This window comes from Bacillus sp. A01H, assembly GCF_045277205.1.
Taxonomy (GTDB): Bacteria; Bacillota; Bacilli; order Bacillales; family Bacillaceae_G; genus Bacillus_A; species Bacillus_A paranthracis.
In genome coordinates this window covers 2,267,253-2,290,600 of sequence record NZ_CP117702.1, presented here as the reverse complement: position 1 = coordinate 2,290,600, position 23,348 = coordinate 2,267,253, and the positions used below count along the sequence as shown (strand labels likewise).

At 33.9% G+C, this 23,348-nt stretch carries 18 protein-coding genes and 2 pseudogenes; 3 read left to right on the top strand and 17 right to left on the bottom strand.

The features are described from left to right. Nucleotides 1-50: 50 nt before the first annotated feature. Nucleotides 51-443, top strand: a complete 393-nt coding sequence (locus PSR14_RS12040) for a YueI family protein (protein ID WP_000247572.1) — start codon at nt 51-53, stop codon at nt 441-443. Between the two features lie 117 nt (nt 444-560). On the opposite strand, the gene PSR14_RS12035 is transcribed toward PSR14_RS12040, so the two are convergent. Continuing rightward, nucleotides 561-1,985, bottom strand: coding sequence for an aldehyde dehydrogenase family protein (locus tag PSR14_RS12035; protein WP_000716452.1), 1,425 nt, complete (start codon nt 1,983-1,985; stop codon nt 561-563). Between the two features lie 133 nt (nt 1,986-2,118). Next, nucleotides 2,119-3,474: a hemolysin family protein gene (locus PSR14_RS12030; protein ID WP_002163665.1), complete on the bottom strand. Its 1,356-nt coding sequence runs from the start codon at nt 3,472-3,474 to the stop codon at nt 2,119-2,121. A 353-nt stretch (nt 3,475-3,827) separates the two neighbouring features. Between PSR14_RS12030 and racA the strand changes: the two genes are divergently transcribed. Continuing rightward, entirely contained in the window at nt 3,828-4,370 is a 543-nt protein-coding gene (gene racA / locus PSR14_RS12025) for a chromosome-anchoring protein RacA (RefSeq protein ID WP_000456007.1), read from the top strand. A gap of 95 nt (nt 4,371-4,465) precedes the next feature. Here racA and PSR14_RS12020 read toward each other — a convergent pair whose 3' ends face one another. The 12 genes from PSR14_RS12020 to PSR14_RS11965 form a co-directional block, all read right to left on the bottom strand. After that, a complete protein-coding gene (locus tag PSR14_RS12020) occupies nt 4,466-5,062 on the bottom strand; it encodes a hypothetical protein (RefSeq protein WP_000487805.1) in 597 nt (198 codons plus the stop codon). A gap of 275 nt (nt 5,063-5,337) precedes the next feature. Next, the gene (locus tag PSR14_RS12015) at nt 5,338-7,188 is read right to left on the bottom strand and encodes a hypothetical protein (protein ID WP_001178634.1); all 1,851 of its coding nucleotides are present in this window, start codon (nt 7,186-7,188) and stop codon (nt 5,338-5,340) included. After that, nucleotides 7,178-8,998 carry an AAA family ATPase gene (locus PSR14_RS12010; protein WP_000766181.1) on the bottom strand — a complete coding sequence of 607 codons (1,821 nt, stop codon included), beginning with the start codon at nt 8,996-8,998 and terminating at the stop codon, nt 7,178-7,180. Before PSR14_RS12010 ends, PSR14_RS12015 begins: the two co-directional genes overlap by 11 nt. A 106-nt stretch (nt 8,999-9,104) precedes the next feature. Next, nucleotides 9,105-9,365, bottom strand: coding sequence for a hypothetical protein (locus PSR14_RS12005; protein ID WP_000398576.1), 261 nt, complete (start codon nt 9,363-9,365; stop codon nt 9,105-9,107). A 76-nt stretch (nt 9,366-9,441) separates the two neighbouring features. Beyond that, complete coding sequence (arcD, locus tag PSR14_RS12000; protein ID WP_000129462.1) at nt 9,442-10,869, bottom strand: arginine-ornithine antiporter; 1,428 nt, start codon at nt 10,867-10,869, stop codon at nt 9,442-9,444. A gap of 213 nt (nt 10,870-11,082) precedes the next feature. Further along, a complete protein-coding gene (locus tag PSR14_RS11995; protein ID WP_000129131.1) occupies nt 11,083-12,594 on the bottom strand; it encodes an ABC transporter permease/substrate-binding protein in 1,512 nt (503 codons plus the stop codon). A 3-nt stretch (nt 12,595-12,597) separates the two neighbouring features. Then, a complete protein-coding gene (locus PSR14_RS11990; RefSeq protein ID WP_000614093.1) occupies nt 12,598-13,545 on the bottom strand; it encodes an ABC transporter ATP-binding protein in 948 nt (315 codons plus the stop codon). A gap of 102 nt (nt 13,546-13,647) precedes the next feature. After that, nucleotides 13,648-14,205, bottom strand: a complete 558-nt coding sequence (locus PSR14_RS11985; RefSeq protein WP_076856748.1) for a YdcF family protein — start codon at nt 14,203-14,205, stop codon at nt 13,648-13,650. Between the two features lie 63 nt (nt 14,206-14,268). After that, the gene (locus tag PSR14_RS11980; protein WP_113732799.1) at nt 14,269-15,498 is read right to left on the bottom strand and encodes an MFS transporter; all 1,230 of its coding nucleotides are present in this window, start codon (nt 15,496-15,498) and stop codon (nt 14,269-14,271) included. 1 nt (nt 15,499) lies between these two features. Then, nucleotides 15,500-16,036 (bottom strand): NADPH-dependent FMN reductase, encoded by a 537-nt coding sequence (locus PSR14_RS11975; RefSeq protein WP_000780354.1) that lies wholly within the window; start codon nt 16,034-16,036, stop codon nt 15,500-15,502. 144 nt (nt 16,037-16,180) lie between these two features. Next, nucleotides 16,181-17,335, bottom strand: a complete 1,155-nt coding sequence (locus PSR14_RS11970; protein ID WP_000420435.1) for a hypothetical protein — start codon at nt 17,333-17,335, stop codon at nt 16,181-16,183. A gap of 34 nt (nt 17,336-17,369) precedes the next feature. Then, nucleotides 17,370-18,590 carry a glycosyltransferase family 2 protein gene (locus PSR14_RS11965; protein WP_000526212.1) on the bottom strand — a complete coding sequence of 407 codons (1,221 nt, stop codon included), beginning with the start codon at nt 18,588-18,590 and terminating at the stop codon, nt 17,370-17,372. A 139-nt stretch (nt 18,591-18,729) separates the two neighbouring features. On the opposite strand from PSR14_RS11965, the pseudogene PSR14_RS11960 reads away from it, so the two are divergent. Beyond that, nucleotides 18,730-19,493 (top strand): annotated as a pseudogene (locus tag PSR14_RS11960) (DUF2711 family protein). Nucleotides 19,494-19,563: 70 nt separating this feature from the next. Here the strand turns inward: PSR14_RS11960 and PSR14_RS11955 are convergent. The 3 genes and pseudogenes from PSR14_RS11955 to PSR14_RS11945 all read right to left on the bottom strand — a co-directional run. Beyond that, a pseudogene (locus tag PSR14_RS11955) lies at nt 19,564-19,833 on the bottom strand (hypothetical protein); the annotation flags it as partial. Nucleotides 19,834-20,247: 414 nt separating this feature from the next. Then, complete coding sequence (locus PSR14_RS11950) at nt 20,248-21,579, bottom strand: erythromycin esterase family protein (protein ID WP_000728410.1); 1,332 nt, start codon at nt 21,577-21,579, stop codon at nt 20,248-20,250. A 153-nt stretch (nt 21,580-21,732) separates the two neighbouring features. Continuing rightward, entirely contained in the window at nt 21,733-22,890 is a 1,158-nt protein-coding gene (locus tag PSR14_RS11945) for a serine hydrolase (RefSeq protein WP_000857777.1), read from the bottom strand. Nucleotides 22,891-23,348: the final 458 nt, after the last annotated feature.

Sequence of the window (23,348 nt, the reverse complement as noted above, 5' to 3'; positions counted from 1 at the left end):
GCATCCTGCTTCATTCTTTCGTACAATAGAAAAGGAAAGGTGTGAAAAATATGGTAAATAAAAATGTGGAAGATTATCTCCAAGAAGGCATTTACGGCCAAAAGCAAAACAAACCAGAAGAACGTAATATGTATTTAACTACATTACGTGAGCGTGTAGAAATCGCTTTAACTATCGGTCAAGTAATGCAAAGTAATGTATATTCTGAAGTAGCTAGTAGCATGCGCTCTTCTCAATCATTACAAATATTCCTAAATGGTGGCATTGCTTACCCACATTTATCAAAATACATTAAATTAGCGAACGAAAAAAATGTTCCTTTTACAATTGTTCAAAATAAAGGTACAGAAACACCAATCGGTTTAGTATTATCTCATAGCACTGCTGTCGACAAAGAACAAATTTATGTAGAAGATGCTATTTTCAAACAAGAAATGAAGTAAAAGGTACACTTGATTAAATGAAATCATTCTAAGAAACGTCAAATAAACAAAAAAAAACGAGTATGGAATCGTAAACATTTCCTACTCGTTTTTTTCGATGTTTAAGTTCTAGTTCCTTTATTTTTTAATACACACTAATTTCATTTCTGTCATTTCTTCGATTGCATATTTAATTCCTTCACGCCCCGTACCACTTTCTTTCACACCCCCGTAAGGCATATGGTCTACTCTGAACGTTGGAATATCATTTATCATGACACCACCAACTTCAAGCTCATCAATTGCACGCATAGCTTTAAACAAATTATTTGTAAATACACCTGCCTGTAGACCGTAACGTGAATGATTTACTTGCTCTATAGCCTCATCAAATTCTTTAAATGTATTTACTGTCATAAGTGGACCGAACACTTCTTGGCACTGTACAGATACATGCTCTGGAACATTCGTTAATACAGTTGGTTCAAAAATCCTTTCATCACGTTTGTTACCACCATACAAAACGTTCGCTCCTTCTTTAACTGCTTCTTGCACCCAGTTATCGATACGCTCGACATCTTTTTTCGAAATTAAAGCTGATACATCCGTTTCCTCAAGCAACGGATCACCAACAACAACTGTTTCCATCGCTTTCTGTAACTTAGATAAAAATTCATCCAGTCTCTCTTCATGTACAAAAACGCGTTGTACCGAAATACAAACTTGTCCATTATTAACAAATGCTCCCCATTTTACTCGTTCAATTAATTCATCTGTTAATTCAACATCTTCATCAATAATAACAGCGGCATTCGATCCTAGTTCTAACGTAACTCGCTTTAACCCAGCCTTTGCCTTAATTCCAAGTCCAACTTTCGGACTTCCCGTAAAAGTAATGGAAGCAACATCATCATTTGTAACTATTGCTTCGCCTACAGTTGAACCAGGACCAGAAACAATATTTAAAGCCCCTTTTGGCAATCCTGCTTCTTCAAATAGTTCAACTAATGCATAAGATGATAGAGGCGTTTGATCAGCTGGTTTTAATACAACTGTATTTCCAGCAGCAATTGCGGGGCCCACTTTATGTGCCACTAAATTTAATGGAAAATTAAATGGTGTAATAGCTCCTATAACCCCAATCGGTTTTCGTATTGTGTATGCAATACGCCCATCTGCACCAGGTGCCGCATCAAGTGGCAGTGTCTCACCGTATATACGCTTCGCTTCTTCAGCTGCAAATTTGTATGTCTGAACGGTACGATCTACTTCCCCCCTTGCAGCACGTATTGGTTTTGCAGCCTCTTTTGCAATAATTTCTGCAAATTCTTCTCTTCTTTCATCCATTTTTTGTGCGACTTTCTCTAAAATAGTCGCTCGATCATATGCAGATAATGTATTCATTTCTTTCATTGCATTTTTTGCGGCAGTAACAGCCTCTTTTACATCTTCTTCCGTTCCTTGCGCAATTTCCGCTAATGTTTCTTCAGAGTATGGTGCGTATAATGGTTTATACGTGTTTACAGACTTCCAATCTCCATTTATATATAAATGCTTTTTCATAATTCTTCCCCTTTCAAATATATGTATACAACAATACTTCACCTAGTGAAAGGTCTGACTTATTTCATTGTAACATAGCCCTTATTCTGCCAAAAACATTATGCTCAAAAAAAACTCTGCCATCTAGCAGAGTCTACGAACTAATTTGTTCTTGTAATGAAATTTGTTTTTCATCTTCTAAAATAACAATTGATTCTACAGTTTTTGTAACTTCTAGTCTCTTTATATAGTGTCCATCTAATTCTTTTACGCAAAACTTATAATTTTCGATTTCAATGAAATCCTCTTCGGCAATTTCTATATTCTTCGTTAAAATCCATCCACCTATTGTGTCAACACCATTATCATCAATCGTTAAACCTAATAACGTATTTACTTCACTAACAAGTACTTTTCCCTCTAGTATTGTTTTCGTTTCACTAACTTGTTGAATTTCTGGCTGTTCATCTGTATCAAACTCATCTTGAATATCTCCAACTATTTCTTCTAAAATGTCTTCAACAGTAACAAGTCCAGACGTACCACCATATTCATCTATCAATATAGCAATATGTGTTCTTTCTTTTTGCATTTTTAAAAATAAGTCGTGTATTGGGATAGAGTCGATAACTAAAATAATCGGCCTAATATATTGCTCTACTTTCTTATTACTAACCGCATTATGCTGCACAAAATCTGTGAAAATATCTTTAAAATTCACAAAGCCTATTACGTGATCTTTGTCGCCATCAACAACTGGATATCTCGTATATTTTTCCCGAGACATTTTTTGCAACGCTTCTTCAGCAGGCATTTCTTTACTTATAATATGCATCTCAGTTCGGGGTACCATTATCTCTTTTGCTATACGATCATCAAATTCAAAGATTTTATTTACATATTTATATTCAGACTGATTAATCTCTCCATTTTTGTAACTTTCTGAAACTAATAACCGTAATTCTTCTTCTGAATGAACTTCATCGTGCCCTTTCGGTGGTTTCAGCCCTAGCAACTTCGTAATTATTCGGGCTGATCCATTTAATAGCCAAATAAATGGAAACGCCATACGATAAAAGAAAGTTAACGGTTTAGCAACAAATAAACTCACCTGTTCAGCTTTTTGAATCGCAAATGTTTTTGGAGCCAATTCCCCTATTACAACATGCAAAAATGTAATAAACAAAAACACTAAAATTACAGCAAAAATATCTGCTAGTTGAGTAGAAATGTTCAAATTCACAAAAAATGTGTCAAACATTTGCTTTAACGCAGGTTTACCGAACCACCCAATTCCCAGTGCTGTAACTGTTATTCCTAGCTGACAAGCAGATAAATATTCGTCTAAGTTTGTAATGACTGTTTTGACAGATGTTGCGCGATTATTTCCTTCTGCAATTAAATAGTCAATTCTTGAACTTCGCACTTTAACAATTGCAAATTCTGCTGCAACGAAAAATGCCGTTAAGGCAATTAAAACAATCACTATACTTATACTATATATGTCCAAATACTTTTCCTTACTTACATTGTAAGCAAGGAAGCCACCTCCTACTTAATTTTATTCAAGTGAAGTAAGCATTCTAATACTCTAACAAAATTCTACATTAGCAACCACCTTTTTATATATTATATGCATACATAAAAAAGATATTTATCATTATGATAATCTAATTCATTTCCCTCAGTCAAATGATTCTAAATTTCAAGATAAAAACTTTTATATTCACGATATATTCTTCCTAGCTTCATTTCGTGAAAAAACACTTTCTTTGCCGATTCCACACTTCTTTTGTCACACTGGAAGGGAACTTACTTCATAGATCGAAATCATTCAACAGGATATATATAGGAGGGATTATTTTGGAATATAAAACACCATTTATCGCAAAAAAATTAGGTGTTAGCCCAAAGGCTGTTGTCCGGATTGCACAACAATTAAATCTTACTATAGAAAAAAATAAATATGGTCACTTTATTTTTACACAAGATGATTTAGACCAAATGTTAGAATACCATCTTTCACAAATAGAGAAGTCCCAAAACACTCACCCTACTCAAAAAACATCATCAAATGATGTTGAAGAATTGAAAACTCAAGTAAATACAATTGTTCAAAACATATCATCACATGATTTTGAGCAATTAACCGCTCAATTAAACACAATTACGAGAAGACTAGATCGAATGGAAGAACAAATGCAAGATAAGGCAAATGATGTTGTTACGTACCAACTTTTACAACATCGCCGTGAAATGGAGGAAATGTTAGAGCGAATTCAAAAACTAGAAGCTACCCTCAAGAAAGAAGAACCAATCTATATTACTCCCGATACAAAGCCAATATATGAACGTGAAAAGAAACCGAAGCGCCGTAAAATGATTTTTAGTATATTTGGATTATAATTTTTAGACCCTTATTAAAATAATAAGGGTCTTTTTCATGAAGAATAATTTCATTTTAAAATCGCATTCTCTTTATTATACATATTCATTTCGTTTTATTTGGTTAACATAATATTCTTACTGTATTCTGCGATTAATGCCTGTGCATGGGCATTTCCTTGAATTACATCTCGAAATTCTTTTAAAGAATACAAATGCGTAGCCCCTTTTCGGGCATGAATTCGTACTGGTACACCTTGTAAAGTATCATGAAATTGAAATGGCTTATCTATCGGTTCAATTGGGAAACCGAGTGTTAATAAATACATATACATTCTTTTTGTAACCGCTGCGATATACCATTCTGCTTTTGTTTCTAATGCATGCATAAATAAAATAGCTGTTAGTCTTTTGAAGTGTCCTCTCCCACGAGACGTTTTCGCAATACTTAACTTGCCTATTTCATATACATTTTGCAAATCTTTCACTAAATCATTTTTAGAAAACGGATAGAAAAACTCAGAATTTGATTGTTCTGGTACCGTATACTTCATACATTCTACTGTACCGATATGATGTTCATCTTCTATTAATAAAAATCGTGATGGATTTAAATTACGTTCTACGAACATTAAGTTTCTTTCTTCACAAAAATCTCCCCATAGTTGCTCGAACCAAAAATGTTCTTCCTTTGTTTGAACACGCTGGAACATATTTCCCCGCCTTTCCCATCGCCGCTCTGTTTTTGATAACGCTTTCACTATCTATCATATAAGAACAAATCTTCGTATGCAACTAAAAATATTTATGACTTATTATATTCTGCAAAACGAATTAAATTCCATCATAATCATCTCTTATCCCTCATGTACCATCCTTCTCACAATATATTTATATTACTTGCAAATTCATATCGTATGAAGCCGTCTCCCCTACTGCATATAATTCTTCTTAATCTAAAGAAATCCTTTATAAAAAAGGATTTCTTTTACTTCTTCATGCTTTTTAACCACTTCTCAAAAATTTGTACCATTCCATGTTTTCCAGCTAATTTCTCTTCCCCTTGCTTTGTTTTATATGGATATAATTGTAAGAAAATACCACAACCAGACTCAATTTTTTTACTATGCATATGACTTCCTGGATATACACAAATGACTTCATAAATGGCCCTTCGATGATAGACTCGCTTTCCATCCTGTTCTTCTACAAATTTTATAGACCAGTACTTATACATTTGCTCAGTTGCTTTCGTATTCCCAACGTGCTGAAAAATATTGTACATTGGGCTATACTTCACTTCAATAATAATAGAAGATTGATAGACGTATTTCTCTTCCCCCTTTACATAACAGTCTAAGCGAATATCTGGCTTCTTCGTATCTTCTCCATTATAAAAATTACTCCCTTTACTTAATGCAATAAGAGGATGTGTTTCAATTAAATCATTAAATGCGACATGGACTTTCATATCATCTCGATGTAAAACTACTGTCGTTCCATCTTGTAATCCATCTACATAAAAATGTTCTTGTATTTGTTCACGAATGGAATTTCTAGCTTCAAAACCAATTTGCTCTAACATGGAAATAACGATAAAAAAAGCGTAATATTCATACACTAAAAAAGTTGGTTTATAAACAAATAATAAAGATGGAGATTGATCTGTATATTGTGGGAGTAAATCTAAATGCTGTAGTAATTGTTGATGTGGTATCGGTAAATTATGTGCGTTCATTCTACCCGTTTCAGAAACTTCTCTCCAAAATGGAGAATGCATTAAAGTTTGAAAGTATTGTACACTATCATGTACGAAATGCGCTAAAATTTTATATTCTTGTATCTTCATAGAACTTTTTCGTAAATCCGCCTCTTTTAGTAAATGTATATTTTTATATTTTTGTTTCTCTCTATCGGTCACTGATCCATTACGCTCAATTGTTTGTATAATCGTTTTTACAGCTTGAAATTCTTCTGATTTCTTCTTTTTTTCTCTTTCTAATATTTCAATTGTTTGACGCAAAAAACTTTCGGCTTCAAGTAAATAAAGATAAAATTGCATCGCTTTAAATTTAAGAAATGCATTTTCTATACTATTTTTTTGTTCGATAAACTTACGATTATAATATTTTGCGTACGGTTTTCTTTCCGCCACTACCGCTCCTTTCCTCGTTACTTTCCGCTCCTTTTCTTCCCATTTATATTCATGTATAAATTTTGAACTCGATTCTATTTTCTTAAAAATTTGCTTTATCTTTTTCATTTTTTGCGGCAACTTTCTAAGTAACACTAGATAAGAAGAATCTTCAATATCGCTAAGTGCAGAGAAAGTCTTTTTATAATAACCTCTATCTAAAATCAACTCATTTAAAATTGACTTCACATAGTTTTGAATCATTTCAAATTGATCATCAAAAAAATTTTTTGGAACGACTTGAAAAGCGCCATAATACGTTCGATCTTCTATATTCACCTCAAAATGATATAAACCACAACGCCATGGATAAAAGAATTCCGTTTTTCCATGTTCATATATTAATACCTTTTGTTTTTTTTCATTTATTTCATATTTTGTCTCTTTTATATTTTTCTGTCCCTCATAGACTTTATTCCATATAAAAGTAATATTCATTGGATTTTCATAATGGTATTGCAATCTAATTGGTTTTAATTCTTGCACTTTATAAATACATTGAACTAATGCTGTTGCAGAGGTACAAAGACGATTTAATAAAATATATTCTCCTTTTGACTCCGTTCCAATAATTAACTTTAATACAAAAGGAAGCGTTTCTTTCGTATCAACGATTTCTGTTTCGTATCGCCCATCATTTTGCATAACCATACAACTCCAGTTCTCTACGCTTTTCTCTTATATATGCTAAAGAGTGTTCAAATGTAGATACTCTGTTTGCAAGTGGAGATTGCAAAAGAGGTACTAATGTTGCCCCCCTTTTTACTTCCTCTGAAAGTAAAGACCCAACCATCATTTCAGTCCCTCTTATTTTCGTCAATACACGTTGCTTTATTTGTAAATCAAATCCTTCCTCTCTACTAATCATATAAGAATGATTATTTTGGAACGGTATATTTTGCAAATAAGTAGCAATTGCATTTGCACATCGAAAAGAAATTCCCTTTGACGTATCGTGTGATGACAATACACCATGTAACTTATCTAATAGCTCTAACTCTTCTTCAGAAAACACCTCAATCATCGTTTTATTCCTGACCCAATTTATGCGAAATTCTCCTGCAGTTACTTTCAGAGGTGGTTGTAATACAACTTTCTCTTGCTCCATACACATCTCACAAAACGGAATCTTTCGTAAAGTTATTACATTCGTCCGATCTAATAATCGATCTGAGAGCTCCTTCGTTGTTTCATCAAAATTCACAGTACCAACAAATATAATATTTTCTCCAATTTCAATTGTTGGCGGAATTGAATTTTCTTTTTCTTGCACACCTTCATATAAATTTAAAATACGATTTTGTTTTTCAAGTTGAAGAACAGATAGAAATGGAGTAAACCAATGCTCAATATGTGACATATTCATTTCATCAAAAACGATTATATACAGCTGATTTTGATTTTCTTTTGCCTTCATTAATGCCCTAACTAATTTTGTTTCACTTTCAATAAAAGTACCATTTGGATGAAGGTAACCAAGTAAATCATGTGGTTCTTGATATGATGGTGAAATCGGGATCCAAACCAATTCTTCCCCGTATTGTAATCCAAGTGCTTCTGCATAAGCTTGCACAAAACGGGATTTTCCAGCACCTGGTATCCCCCCCAGAATCGTCAACATATTTGTTTTTGTACTTATATGAAAGTTATAAATATCTGTTTCATCCAAATATAGCCCTTTATTACGTATAAAACTTTTCACATACTGTAAAAAGACGGATTCACGCTCATCCCATTCCCATTCATCCTTTTGCACTTTTATTTCCTCTACCTCTACAAGCTTACCTTCTTCAGTTATTCGTTTTTTTAATTGCTCATACACATGATTGCTTACAAAATATAATTGATCTTCTACCGCTATTTCTACATACTTCATCCAGTCATTAAGTTCTATATACTTACATTCCCGCTGCTGTTCAAAATATGCGATTGAACTAATTGACGATGACTTTAAAGATATATTTCCATATAACCTTCCCTCATGCCACAATAACTCAGGGGGCTCAAAGTCTTTCGGATATTTTGGCATTAGAAATGACAAATAACCGTTACTAAGTTTTCTTTCTAAAGACTCTCCCTTTTTATAATCGGAAACTTTAGGTACTGGAATCATTTTATAACCGTTTGCTATTTCTCGCGCTTCTTCTGTACAAATTAACTCCACGTATATATGTCCTCTTTCATAATAGAGACGAAACATAATCAATTGCTTTTCTAGTTTTCTTTTCTTTAATTCCGAAAAGACTTTTTCATTCTTTTTATTGCTACATAAACCTTCAAATACATATGGTTCATTTTTCAATTGCTCTTGCAATGTGAATGGTATTGGCGATAGGCATTGTACAAAGAAATTCTCTCCACTCTTCTCACTCTCTGCTTTTGTAAACTTCCCAATAAACCTCATATAGTACATTCGTTTTATAAAACTTGGCTGAAGAGCTTTATGTAATTTCACCTTCGTCACCTTCTTTTTTTCATACTATTCTTAGTGTATGAAAGAAACGCAAAACTAGAAACAAAAAACCTGACGTTATCCGCCAGGTTCAAAATGAAATCGTATATTAATGAGATGGAAATGCGTTTTTCTCTTGTAAGATGGCATTATGAGCAATTTTCATTTTAGCAAGTACATATCGTAAACGATCTTCAGCGTTTTCATCTTTATGTTGCTGTAATTCCGCCAAATTCTCTACCGCACTCGCTAAATTTTCAATCACTCCTCGCAGTTCAGGATGATGATTAAAAAAAGATTCTTGCACTAACACTTTCCTTACTTCACTCGCTAAATCAACAATTCTGTTCAACTGTTCTTTTCCTTCCATTTTCATCCCTCCTGAATATCTTATGTATTAAATATTCTATAGACAAAGAAAAAAGCCCTTTAAATGAAAAGGACTTTTACATTTTTATATTTCCAGTCAATAACATATAAAGAGATGTAACAGCTGCTACGACAATTGCCCACATTACATATCTCTCTATACGAGTAAAACAACGATTTCCTTTTTCTTTTCTTGCGTACACATAAACAATGATCCCAATTCCGTATACGATTGAAACGAGCAATAAATTCTTCAAACCAGCTGCATAAATAAGCCATATAGAGTAAAGTGAAGCAATTAAAGCTAGCGAACCATTTTTCACTTTTGCATCTTTTAGTTCATTTGTAATCACTAATTTGAATTGGAATAACGCTGATAATAAATATGGTACTAAAATTGATGTTGACGCTATGAAATACATAATTTGATATGTTGACTCTGAAAACAGAACGATTATAAATATAACTTGGGCAACGCCATTTGAGATCCATAATGCCATATGCGGCGTTTGTTTTTTATTTGTTTTCGTAAAGACTTTCGGAAACACGCCATCTTTTCCTGCTACATGGGAAATTTCAGAAACAAGTAAAAACCAACCTATTAATGTACCTACAAGTGAAGCAACTAACCCGATGTTAATCGCTACTGCGCCCCACGTCCCAACAACATGTTCTAATACATGTCCCATTGACGGCGTTTCTAAAACAGAAAGTTCTCCTCTTGTCATCGCTCCCATTGACAAGACAGAAATTAAAATATAAATAGACATTACTAAAATAAGTCCTAATACTGTCGCTTTACCGACGTCTCGACTATTTTTCGCTCTTCCAGATAATACTACCGCTCCTTCAACCCCGATGAAAACCCAAAGAGTTACAAGCATTGTATTCTTCACTTGACCAAGTATAGAGGAAACTGAAATAGTTCCTTCTCCCCAAAAATCATGTGTAAATGTATCCCAGCGAAACGCTGTTACCATTACAACAATAAATAATACGATTGGTACCAATTTCCCTATTGTTGCAATCACATTCATAATAGATGCTTCACGAATGCCAAATAAAATTAGAAAATGAAGTGTCCATAATAAAAGTGATGCTCCTACGATAGACGCAACACTATTTCCACCTTTAAAAATGGGGAAGAAATAACCTAATGTACTAAACAGTAACATGATTGTTGCAACGTTTCCTAAAATTCCTGCTAACCAGTATCCCCAAGCACTGTTAAATCCGATATATTCACCGAAACCAGCACGTGCATAACTATAAATCCCGCCCTCAAGCTCTGGTTTCTTTCTTGCTAACGTTTGATATACGAGCGCGAGTGGAATCATTCCCATCGCTGTAATACACCAGCCAATTATGATAGAGCCGCTATTTGCTCCTACTGCTAAATCATGCGGTAAACTAAAAACACCGCCACCAACCATTGTTCCGACTACTAATGCAATTAATGGAAAAAATCCTAACTTCTTTTCTATTTGTACCACCCCATCTGTCATTCTAGGTGTTATGTTCGTTCAACTATTAAAGTCACCTTTTTCTCTAATAGACGCTTCTCTTATATTTTTTCAGGAAAACATTACTTATTCTAAAAGAAAATGAAGAAAAATGGAATACTTTTTTGAAAAAATGTATAAGTATGCACAAAAAAACCGTTCATTTTATAATAAACGGTCATTTCATACATATGAATTTGTATATTTTTTGTAAATTTAACGAAGTAAATTCTCTTTTTGTAAAAATTGTTTTGCGACTTCTTCACTACTTTTACCATTCACATTTACTTCATAATTCATTTTTCGCATTTCTTCATCTGTAATTTTTCCAGATAATTTATTTAATACTTTTTCAAGTTCAGGATATTTTTGTAATGTCTCTTTTCTTAATAACGGTGCACCTTGATATGGTGGGAATAACCCTTTATCATCTTTTAACACTTTAAGTCCGTACTGTTCCAATTCACTATCTGTTGAATATGCATCGATTACGTTAACATCTCCAGATTCAATTGCGCTATAACGCAGCTTCGGCTCCATCGTTTTAACATTCGAGAACTTATAGTTATATAATTTTTGCATTCCTTTATAACCATCTTCACGATCAGCAAATTCTAATGTGAACCCTACTTTAGCATCCTGTGCAATATTTCCTAAATCAGAAATTGTACTTATATTCTTTTGATCTGCTATTTTTTTCGGCATAGCTAGTGCATATGTATTGTTATACTCCATTGGTTTCAACATAACCATACTATATTTCTTTTCCATTCCAACGCGAGCCTGCTCATATACTTCATCCCGATTTGTACTTTTTGGCTCTTCTTTCACGAATGTAGATAAAGCTGTTCCCGAAAACTCAGGGTATATATCTACTTCCCCTGATTTCAACGCTTCGAATACAAATGATGTTTTTCCAAGACCTGGTTTTAATTGTACATGTAAATCGGTATCTTGTTCAATAAGCTGCTTATACATTTGAATTAAAATTTCAGGTTCTGATCCAAGTTTGCCCGCAATAACAATATCTTTCTTTTCGGTATTCCAAAGAAATGGAGAAGCAACCATTATACAAACAATACATATCGTCAATATAACACGCTTAGACGAACGTTTTGGACTCTCAAGCACCCGAAGTACTACATCAAAGAATAAAGCAAGTAACGCGGCTGGTACGGCCCCTAAAATGATAAGCGCATGATCATTCCGATCGATACCAAGCAATATGAGTTTACCAAGCCCACCAGCACCTATAAGAGCTGCTAATGTAGCCGTTCCAACAATTAATACCATTGCCGTACGAATACCGGCCATAATAATTGGTAACGCAAGAGGAAGCTCTACCTTCCACAGTCTTCTCCAGCTATTCATCCCCATAGCTTTCGCTGCTTCAATTAAAGATTCATCTAACTCCCGTATTCCTGTATATGTATTGCGTAAAATAGGTAATAGTGCATACACAACTAATGCGATAATCGCTGGAAGTTTTCCGATTCCTACTAACGGAATTAATAGTCCGAGCAATGCAAGTGATGGCACTGTCTGCATTACTGCAGAAGTTCCTATTATAAATTCAGCCATTCGCTCTTTTCTCGTTAATAAAATGCCAAGCGGTACCGCAATAATTACTGCAAAAAATAATGAAATAAGCGATATTTGTAAATGCTCACTTAATGCAGTTAGTAATTCTATTTTTCGTTCTTGGAACGTCTGTATAAAATCAGTCACTGTTTAGCCTCTTTCCTTCATTTGTTCAACGATATAATTGACAATATGACGACTTGTTAAAGCTCCAACATATCGACCATTTTCTTCAACTGGAACGACTTCATCAGCTCGCAGGCGAACTAATGCTTCTTGTAAAGAAGAATGTAATGATAGTGCCTCCCCTTCTATCCGCATACTTTCATCATGTGGCAATACATCTTCAATACTTTTCCCCTCATACCAAGGTCTTCCACGATTTCCAATGAATTCTTCTACAAATTCATTTTTCGGGTTATGTATAATTCCTTCTGGCGTATCTAATTGAACAACTTTTCCTTCTTTCATAACACAAATGCGATCTCCAAGTGATAATGCTTCTTGCATATCATGTGTTACGAATACAATTGTTTTTTGAATCTTCTTTTGCAATTGTACGATATCCTTCTGAAGCTGTTCTCTACTTAATGGATCTAGCGCACTAAATGGTTCATCCATAAGAACGATTTTCGGGTTTGCGGCTAATGCCCGCACGACACCTACACGTTGTTTTTGTCCTCCTGATAATTCATCAGGCATGCGATCGCGATATACGTCTGGATCTAGCCCGACCATCTGGAGCAACTCATCGACACGAGCTTTTATTTTTTCTTTGCTCCACTTTCTCATTTCAGGAACAACTGCAACATTTTCAGCAATTGTCATATGAGGGAACAAAGCGATTTGCTGCAACACGTACCCTATATCCCATCGTAATTCATTAATATTGTATTCTTGAATATCTTTTCCATCGATTAAAATTGAGCCTTCTGTCGTTTCAATTAAACGATTAATCATTTTCATTGTCGTTGTTTTCCCGCAACCACTCGGACCAATGAGAACAAAAAATTCTCCCTTTTTAATTTCTAAATGCAATGAATCCACTGCTTTTGTGCCATCTTCATATGATTTTGACACTTGATTAAACTGAATCACAAATACAACTCCTTTATCGTTGTTTCCTTTATTTTGATGGAATATGGAATTCATTTCAAATGATACGCATTATTCAACAAAAAAAGAGCTCACATTTGAGCTCTAACGGTCTAACAATATTGTTTTCATTATAGCGGCGTATTCACGCACATACATTTTTCTCTTAGAGCGCATTGGCGTTTCAGCAGCTAGTGCCTCCATCCTCATGCCTAAACGCTTTGCAATTATTTTCGTTCTATATAAATGATACGTATTGCTTACAACTACCGCATGTTTCACATCATATAAATCTATACTAAACTTTACATTCTCATACGTATTTGTAGATTGATCTTCTATTAAAATACGACTCTCATCTATACCATGTACCATTAAATAGTTCCTCATACTATGAGCTTCCGGTATATCTTCATCTTCTCCTTGACCACCTGAAACAATTACTTTCGCTTCAGGATGAGAAACTAAATATTCCAATGCTACATCCAAACGGTTTTGAAGAGATAAAGACGGTCTATCTCCAAATAACTTTGCACCTAATATAAGAACGTACGGAGAGTGATGGCTCAGCTTTTCACGAGCAACTTTCTTCATTCGAAAGGTCATATAAAGAATGTATAGTGGTGGTAATAATAAGATTATAAGTAATATCCATTTGTTCATATATATGTTTGCACTCCCTTTCTTTTTATTATATAAAAAAAGATTGGAAGGCAGAAGTGTTTTTTAAACGATTGATTTATTAAAAACTTTCGTCCCTACTTTACGTTGTGAATATACATAATAAAGAGCAATTCCTAATGATAGAATCAATATACAGCTAAGTACGTAAAACGGGAGCATTACCCCAGCTTTAGATACACCAGCTGTAAACAGCATTAATAATACAATTCTTATTCCTGTACCAATTAATCGAAATAAGCTGTCAACACGTCCCATTACTTCGTTTGGGATTTCCTCCATCATCAATACATTTCTCGCCACTCTTGTCCCCGCATTTCCAATCGCATGAAAAATCGCTAGTCCATATAACAACATTACGGAAGGTTCAATAATCATTGCGGTAATTGAAATTACATAAATGCACATCGTCATAACGATTGAAACTTCTGTTTTGACATATTTCATTATGAGTGGAATACAGATTCCTGCAACAACAGCTCCAACACCGTACATCATTCCCTCTATCGCGTATACAGAGGCATTAGCTTTAAGTATATCCGAAATATAAACTGGTATTAAATAATTTGCCATCATGACACCTATAAACGGCATATAAGTAGCAAGTAAGAACCAAAAGAGCTTAGGACGTTTTTTCATAAAGTGAATTCCTTCGAACAATTGCTTCTTAAATGTTATTTTCTTTTTAATCTCTTTTTTCTTGACATACGGTATACATAAAAACAGCAAAAATGCTCCTACAAAAGTTAACATATCTACTAACAATATCCACTTCAAAGACACAACTTCAATTAGAAAGCTCGCGGCTGCTCCTGAAATAACTTGTGTTAACTGTCCTTGTATTTCCATCGTTCCACTTAAACTTTTATAATGTTCTGCTTGAAAAATTTCTTGGTTGAACGCAAAAATTGTAGGATAAAATAATAGATAGTAAAAAGAGCCCGCTATATAAATAAGAATATAATGAATAGAATGATAGGATTGCCCAGCAAATCCCCATATAACCATTATTCCGATTACGGCTATCCCAATACCTTCATTACATAATAATAAAGATTTTCTTGAAAAACGATCAATACTTTGCCCGATAAACGGAGTTAACAAAAACATAATCAGTGTTGAGATGCTGGAAACATAACCAAACGTTGTCTCTCCTCCACTCTCTTTAATTAACAACCATGGAATCGTTATCATTACAATACCGGAACCAATAGCTGATAGACTATTGGCCCCTAGAATGAAATACAAGCGTGAATCTTTATAAAGAGATGACATATCACTCAACTCCTAGTTGCTTTTTCACCTCTTTATATACGCTCATATATGCTTTCAATTCTTTAACTACATCATGAATTAATGGTTTTGCATCTTCCCCAAGTTCACCATCTTGCACATGTAATCCATCAAGAACAACTTGTTTTGGAATTGCATTTGCATAAACACCTCTAGCGACCGTTCGCATGCTGTTTAATGCATTTATTCCACCTTTACCGCCACCAGCAACCGCTAACAACGCAACTGGTTTATGAATAAATTCATTACTACTTAAGTAATCTAAAGAGTTTTTCAGCGCACCGCTCATCGCATTATGATATTCTGGTGTACATAATACAACCCCATCCGCAGCTTTCACTAACGTTTTTAATTTTTTCACTGCCTCTAAATCACGTTGTGACTCTTCTCCATTGTATAAAGGTAACTCCTCAATTGCTAAATCATATAATTCCCCTTCAAATTGATCCGCAATATATTTTGCCACCACGCGAGTTCTACCAAATTTTCTTGGTGTACCGTTAATAACAACTAGTTTCATGATTATTTCTCCCCTTTGTTTTCAATTTCTACTTATATATTATCAGAAATTTCTACACAAAACACAATATAAAGAGTTAACTTGTTTCATAAAATAGTATGATAAACAAAAAAGAACTCATACTTTCGTATGAGTTTCGTACAATTACTTTGTTTCATCTCTCATGCTCAATGTACCTAAACTTTCATTTGCTTTAAAATGGTTATATGCTTTTTCCGCTAATCTTTTCCGTTCTTCTGATAATTCTATATATTTCATTACGTTTTCAATTATTTTTTCATACGGAGTAAATACAATACCCGGCCAATCTATTTCGTCCTCTGGGTTGCTATTTTCCGAAATAATAAATTTCTTATTTGCCACTGCATAAGAAACTCGAGGAGTTTCAAGAATACCAGATAAGTAAAAGTGGATATTTAATATAATTTTAGACCTGGCAATTAACTCATTTCTAACAATTCCCCATGCATTATTTTTAAAAACAATATTTAAATTCGGGGCAACGACTTTTAATTGATCCAATATAGCTTGCCGCCTTGGGTTAAGAGCACCTATAAACAGTATATCAATGTCTTCAATTAATTCTTCATCAAATGCATCTTTTTTTATTTCTAAAGTTGGTGCATAGTTCATGCCTACATGTTTTATTTCTTTTCCTACTCCTCTTTGTTTTAACCATTCTATATTTTGTTTACTATAATCCCAAATTTCCTTATCTTTTAATAACATTAAATAAAGAGGATGCGCATAAGGGCTTCCTTCATATAGCTGTTCTAAATTATAAATAATTGCATTTTTCGGAAGGAGATGTGGGCTATGTGCATATGTATGCGCTCCAAAAACAATTGTATTCCCCACATTTTCGAGTATTGTTTCTGATATGATTGCTGTATTTCCCTCTTGCTCCAATCGCCATTTCAAAGCTCGCGCAACATCTATAAAACTACCATACGTCTTTGGGCATATAAACAAACAATAATCATATTCTTTATTCAAATAAGCTTCCATTAGCCTTAAATTATTCTTATATAAATCTACATCCGGATATTTCAGTAAAAGATCCTTTGCATGTTTTTTTGCTACTTTATATAGTCCAGCATAATAAGCAGCAATGCACCTTCTTAATTCAATTCTTTGCTGATGTTCATCTGATACGTCCATGTTTAACAGAAGATTTGCGATACAATACGCTTTTAAATGATCACGATCATAATAATAATCTAGTAGTGGCAACAATTCTTCATACGTATTTCCATGCACAGATTCTCCTAGTTCTAGCGCCCATCGTATTAATTCCATTATTACTCCACTACTCCTTTAACCGAAATTGTATTTAATAAAATTTCGCATTACTTTCTACCATATTTGCTATATGCAACGGTAACTCATCTTTTTTCGATTCCAAAAATTTTTGTGACACTGCACCTAAATGCTTTTTATGTGGTATATAAAAAGCATTTATAGAAATCTCATAGTCAAATAAGTAATCATACACATGATAATCTACAAATAGAAGATCATTTTTCGGAAAAGGAATTTCCTTCCCTTGCAGGGCATACATCAAAGCAATATTATTTTGAGATTTTAATCGATACATTCTTGCAAGTTGATATAATGGCTCAGCCCTAGTTGGTCTATATTCCCATGCTTTTTGAAAATAAAGAACAGCTAATGCTGTATATTGCTCTTCTTGTTTCTTAGCATTTTCTTTTTCATCCACTTCTGTTACTTCAAGTTGTTTATTTGCTGAACGAGTTGCTAATTGTTCATAACAAAATCCTATTCGCAATAACGAATAAAATACCTCTTCAACCCATCCCCCTGCTTCCACTCGTTTTTTATACCATTTAATCGAATCTTCAAATTGACTTAAATGAAAATACGTTTGGGCTAAATAAAATAAATATCTTATATGCAAATCTGGCGTAGTTTCTGGATCACTCAGCCCTTGTAACAACAGCCTCTCATCTCTTTCAAATTTATCCGCTTTACTCCCACCATCACCAGGGTCATTAACGACAAGCGTCTCCAGTCTAGCTACTCTCGTATTGTAATCCTCTCCAACTTTGGAACGATCTATATCCCAATACTCATGAGTAACACCGACTGATTTCCATGGTAAAGACGCTTTTAAAAGCCGTGTAAGCCAATACTTAATATGAATATCATATTGTAATGTAAGATAATGGTCTTCCGTTAAGCTCGTTTTATCGAAATTCGGATCAACCTCTAAAATCATATCCGCATCTAATATTAATAAATAATCTGCTTCTGGGTATGTTTTTTGCGCTAACGAAACAGCTAAGCTTCTGTTATAACCAAAGTTTTTAAACGGCTCATGATGAACCGTCCCAGGTATCTCATTTTCCTTACACCAATTTTCAATAATTTCAGGCGTATGATCAGTTGATCCAGTATCACAAATAGAAACAAAATCTACAATTGATTTCGTAGCATTTAAACATCTTTCCATAATTCTAGACTCGTTTTTAACAATCATACAAAGACATAACTTTTTTTCTTCCCCTACATTCTTCACTTGCTCATTTCCCATTTAACCACCTCATATTTTTTTAACACGCTCTCTCCATATGTAACATCATTTCTTAGCTACACTGATGACATAATCATTCTTTTACTATTTATGAAAACTTCATTTTATTTATTCTTATTTTTATGTTGGGACATATTTCATGCAGCGCTTTATACTTAATACAACCAATACAAAAAACATAATGCGGGAATCCGTACATTTCAAAGTCTAAGAGGAGGTTATATTTTGTTGGATTACATTTGGCTAGATGACAAATCACCAATTTTAGAACAACTACCAAGCACCTTTAAATCTGCAGCTATATTGCTACACCCTTTTGTCCAAATGCCTTTAGAATGGGAAAAGTCTGTGAGAAAAAAACTATATGAGCACATCTATCCTAGCGCTGAAGAAATCATTCATAATGGGAAATCCGTTTCTTGGAAGGAAATGATGTCTTATAGTGGATTACATTCATACGCAGAATTAGCAATGGCCATGTTGACTTCCATTGGTGCTTTTACAGAAGAATATAAAAGAGAGGATTTAGCTGAAAAACTACATTCAAACTTAAAAGAAGATCTTTATTATCCAACAGAAGATTATACGTCTATATTTTTATTACATAAATTACTTAAACTCCTCGGTTCTAAAGGTGCAAAAAATTTATATTTCTCTGAACCAATTCTTGATACAAACGGATTATTAGAAGTAGATAATACTACTCCATTAGATATTTGGGACATTAGCAATAATGAGTTAATTATTACTAGCGAAGACAATGAGTATGCGTTTATGAGTATATTCGATTCCTTTACAACCTTATTATTAGCTAAAGAAGAAAATATAGAATATATTATTCAATCAATGAACGTTGAAGCTGTCATTTGTGACAAAAAAACGATGATTGATTGGTATTTTTAAATTAGTAATTTCTTAAACTATAAAAAAGAAACTTGCGCTTATGCACAAGTTTCTTTTCAAAAATCATCCTCTATTTTTTCACAACTTCATGCCCACCGAACTGATTACGTAATGCTGAAACTACTTTTCCATGGAATGTATCATCTTCCTGAGAACGATAGCGCATAAATAATGACATAGCGATAACTGGTGCTGCAGCTTGCAGTTCAAGTTCCGTTTCAACAGTCCATTTTCCTTCTCCTGAAGAGTTCATTACACCTTTAATGCCATCTAGTTTCGGACCTTCTGCAAATGATTTTTCAGTTAAGTCCATTAACCAACCACGGATAACGGATCCGTTCGGTAAAGTTACATAATATCCGTTTCGAAACAAATTCTTTTTCTAGTTTTTGAGTAACTTGTTATTTAGCTTAATAGGTATGTGGTTTGTTGTACAAACTCAACATTTTTAGTAAGATTTCGTAAGGTGTTAGGGGACAAAAAGTTTTAAATTTCATGAGCAAATTGTAGTAATAGATTAGATCAAAAAACGCCATCCTTTCCTATGATTCTATAGAAAGAATAGCGTTTTTTCATTTTAGGTAGAATTTTATTTTGTTAACTTGATGATACTGTGCTTCTATCCCACATCGTCTCTAATTTGAAAACATTTATTCCATTTAATAATCCTTTAATGAAAATAACCTAACTGACATATTCAAACAACTCTATTGACACTTAACACTACACTTCATTAAGGTACATTATTCTAAATTTATTGATGTAGTTGAGATGGACTCACTTTTTGAATTTGAACAAGTATATCAAACGCTTTACCTAATGATATATCAACTGTTTTTGGTATATCAGGCCCTTCGGTAGTTACTCCAGCGAAAATTGGATGTTGTTCGTTCAACCAAGTTTTTGTCACACCGTTTGCCTTACGTAAATCAATAAAAAATTGATCTTTTTTAACTTGTCCAAAGATGTAGTTATAACTGTTTGGATCATCCGATTTTAATATTCCATTTGGGCCAAATTCACCATTGCTATTCTTGACATTGTATTGTCCTTCATAAACTGATGTTCCAATAGATACGTACCGTTTTCCGTAATACTCTGCTAAATACTGCCCAGCTACTTTAGGGTATACAAAAGGAAGCATATTTGTTTTCGAAACGTGGCCATTATGCCCCCATACAATAGTTTTTCCTAAATGTTCTTCAGTCCACTTTGCATTTTCATACATTGCGATATCATGTTTCAAATATAAATCAGATGGTTTATCAGGAGGTGACGTTAACATTGTAGTAAACTGTTCAATAATACGAGCATTTTGTTTTATCCATGCGAACTCTTTAGATTTCCCATTTAAATAACTTTTATTTTCCTCTAATAAAGCACTAATTTGTTTAGCATCTGAAATATACTTTTCTTTTTCTTCTTTCGTAAGGCTTTCAAAAGTATTCATATCCTTTGTTACAGGAATAAGACCTTTTATCTTCTCTTCTATCCTCGGCACAAGTTTTGAATTGGTTCTTTTAACATATTCTATTATATTATTATAAACATTCTCGTTTACTGATTGAATGTCCATCCCGATGATACGCACTTTAGATTTATGTTTTGGATTAGCATTATATTGCCGAATCCAATCAAGTAAATCTAACATTTCTTTCGTCTTAAATACAGGTGATAGATGCTGGCTTGGATTTCCCTTACCAGTAAGAACATATCGATCAAGTTCTAAAGCTCTGTCCCACCCCTCTTCTAAAACTAGGTTGGTAAAACCCTTTTCAGATACTAAATAATTTACAATACGGTTTTTCATCGTAAAAACTTCATGAGCCCCATGTGTAGCTTCACCTAAACCTACAATTGAAGCTGAACCCACCATATTCTTAAATGGTTTTAAATCATTAAAAGGTGTATTTGGATTTGTTGTTTTTAAAGGCTTCGCGTGCATTTCTAACCATTCCGCTATTTGATTTTTATTGTAGGGAGCTGTAACAGAAACTCCTGTTTTAGAGTCTGCATAAGTACTTCCTACAAAATTAGTCAGTATTATAGCAGAAACACCAAGTGCAGTAATCATTTTCTTTTTCATAAAACCCTCCTGAAATATTTACTTAAAACGATAGCGTTCTTTTATACTTAATTACGATTATTAAATTTTTTTAGAGCAAGTTGTTTTTTGCACCAAAATGATATATTTTAAACTATAAACCTATGACAAAACTTATCCATTTCGCCTTTTTGCCTACTTCCTAAATTCAGCAAGTAAAATACTTTTAAAAGGATCAGGATTACTAAAGTTAAAGCTGTTCAAATTGACGGCCAATGTATGCTTGCCTCCAAGTGTTCCACCAACAAAAGTGGAAAACCCTAGAACGCTACCTCTGTGTCCCCATACCGAGACACCGTTCGGAAGCTTAAATTCAACGATTCCAAGACCATATCCCGCTCCTTCTCTATCTGTAGGAACTGTAGTAAGCATTTGTTTTAGTTGCTGTTCCTTCAGTAATTTACCACTAAGTAAGTAAGAGAAGAATTTATTTAAATCGTCAGCAGTAGAAATTATATCTCCATCCGAGCTACCTGGGTTCATATATGTAACGTCTTTTAGCTCACTTGCTCCGTCTAGTTGGAAATAGCCACGGGCATGCTTAGTGCCTGGAATCACGCTTGAATTACCAGGTAGGAATGTATTTGACAAATCAAGCGGTTCAATAATCCGATTTTCAACCTCTTCCGCATAGCTGTTGCCAGTTACTTTTTCAATAAGGATCCCCAGTAATACGTATCCTGTGTTTGAATAAGACCAACCCTTTCCCGGGGCAAAGTCTGGGGGAAGAGAAATCCCCATCTTTACAAATTCTTCAGCCGTATACGATTTTTTTATATCCGTAATATCGAAGTCTTTTGAATTTATATAGTCAGCAATACCACTTGTATGATTCAATATTTGCCGGATTGTAATCTGGTTACCATCATATCCGTTTCCTTGAATGACACCAGGCAACCATTTTTCAATGGAGTCATCTAGATTCAAACGGTTCTCTCCAGATAATTGCAGTAGCACTGTTGCAATGAACGTTTTCGTCACACTGCCAATACGAAAGCGAAAATCTGCTTTCATTGGTTTCTTAGTTCTCACATCTGCTACCCCAGCGGTATAACTCCAAGTTTTACCACCCTTAGAAATTTGAGCGAGTATTCCTGGGTATCCAAGTTGTAGTGCATCTCGCATTGCTTTCTTAACGGAAGTACGATCGCTTTGCGTACTTGTTTGTAAAGAACTAGATACATTTTGCGACGATTCTGCTTTTACAATTGAGGCTGGTGTTATGTATAACAGGGAATTCCCAGCTATTAATAATGCTAGACTTCCACATATAATTTTACTGCGTGTTTTCATAAAGCATTCCTCTCCTCTATTTAAATTGTATTAATGATTGATAGGTCTAACCACACAGCTATCAACTCTCCCCATGATAAGGGTCAACACTGAATTTGCAATCATCTATAGACCAATTATTTCTTCAAACAACTCTCTGACCTAATAAATGATTAATCCCTCTTCTTCAGATATCTGTTAACTTCTATAATTTCTTCTTTTCTTCCATAGCGTTTTATTAATTAATTTGTTTTTATATAAATAGATAGTAACTACTCCCCCTCCCGTTCTTCTCTATATTTTGATCATACACATTGAAAATCTCTTTTTTCTTACTCCTTCCTTACAAATTCCTTACGTTCCAAACCACTTCTATATTTCGGTGGTTTTTGTTTTAAGAAAACTTAGTTCTATTAACTTGGTAACATTGGAATAACACCAAATGCCAATCAATTGAAGTAAAGTAAATGCTTCAAAAA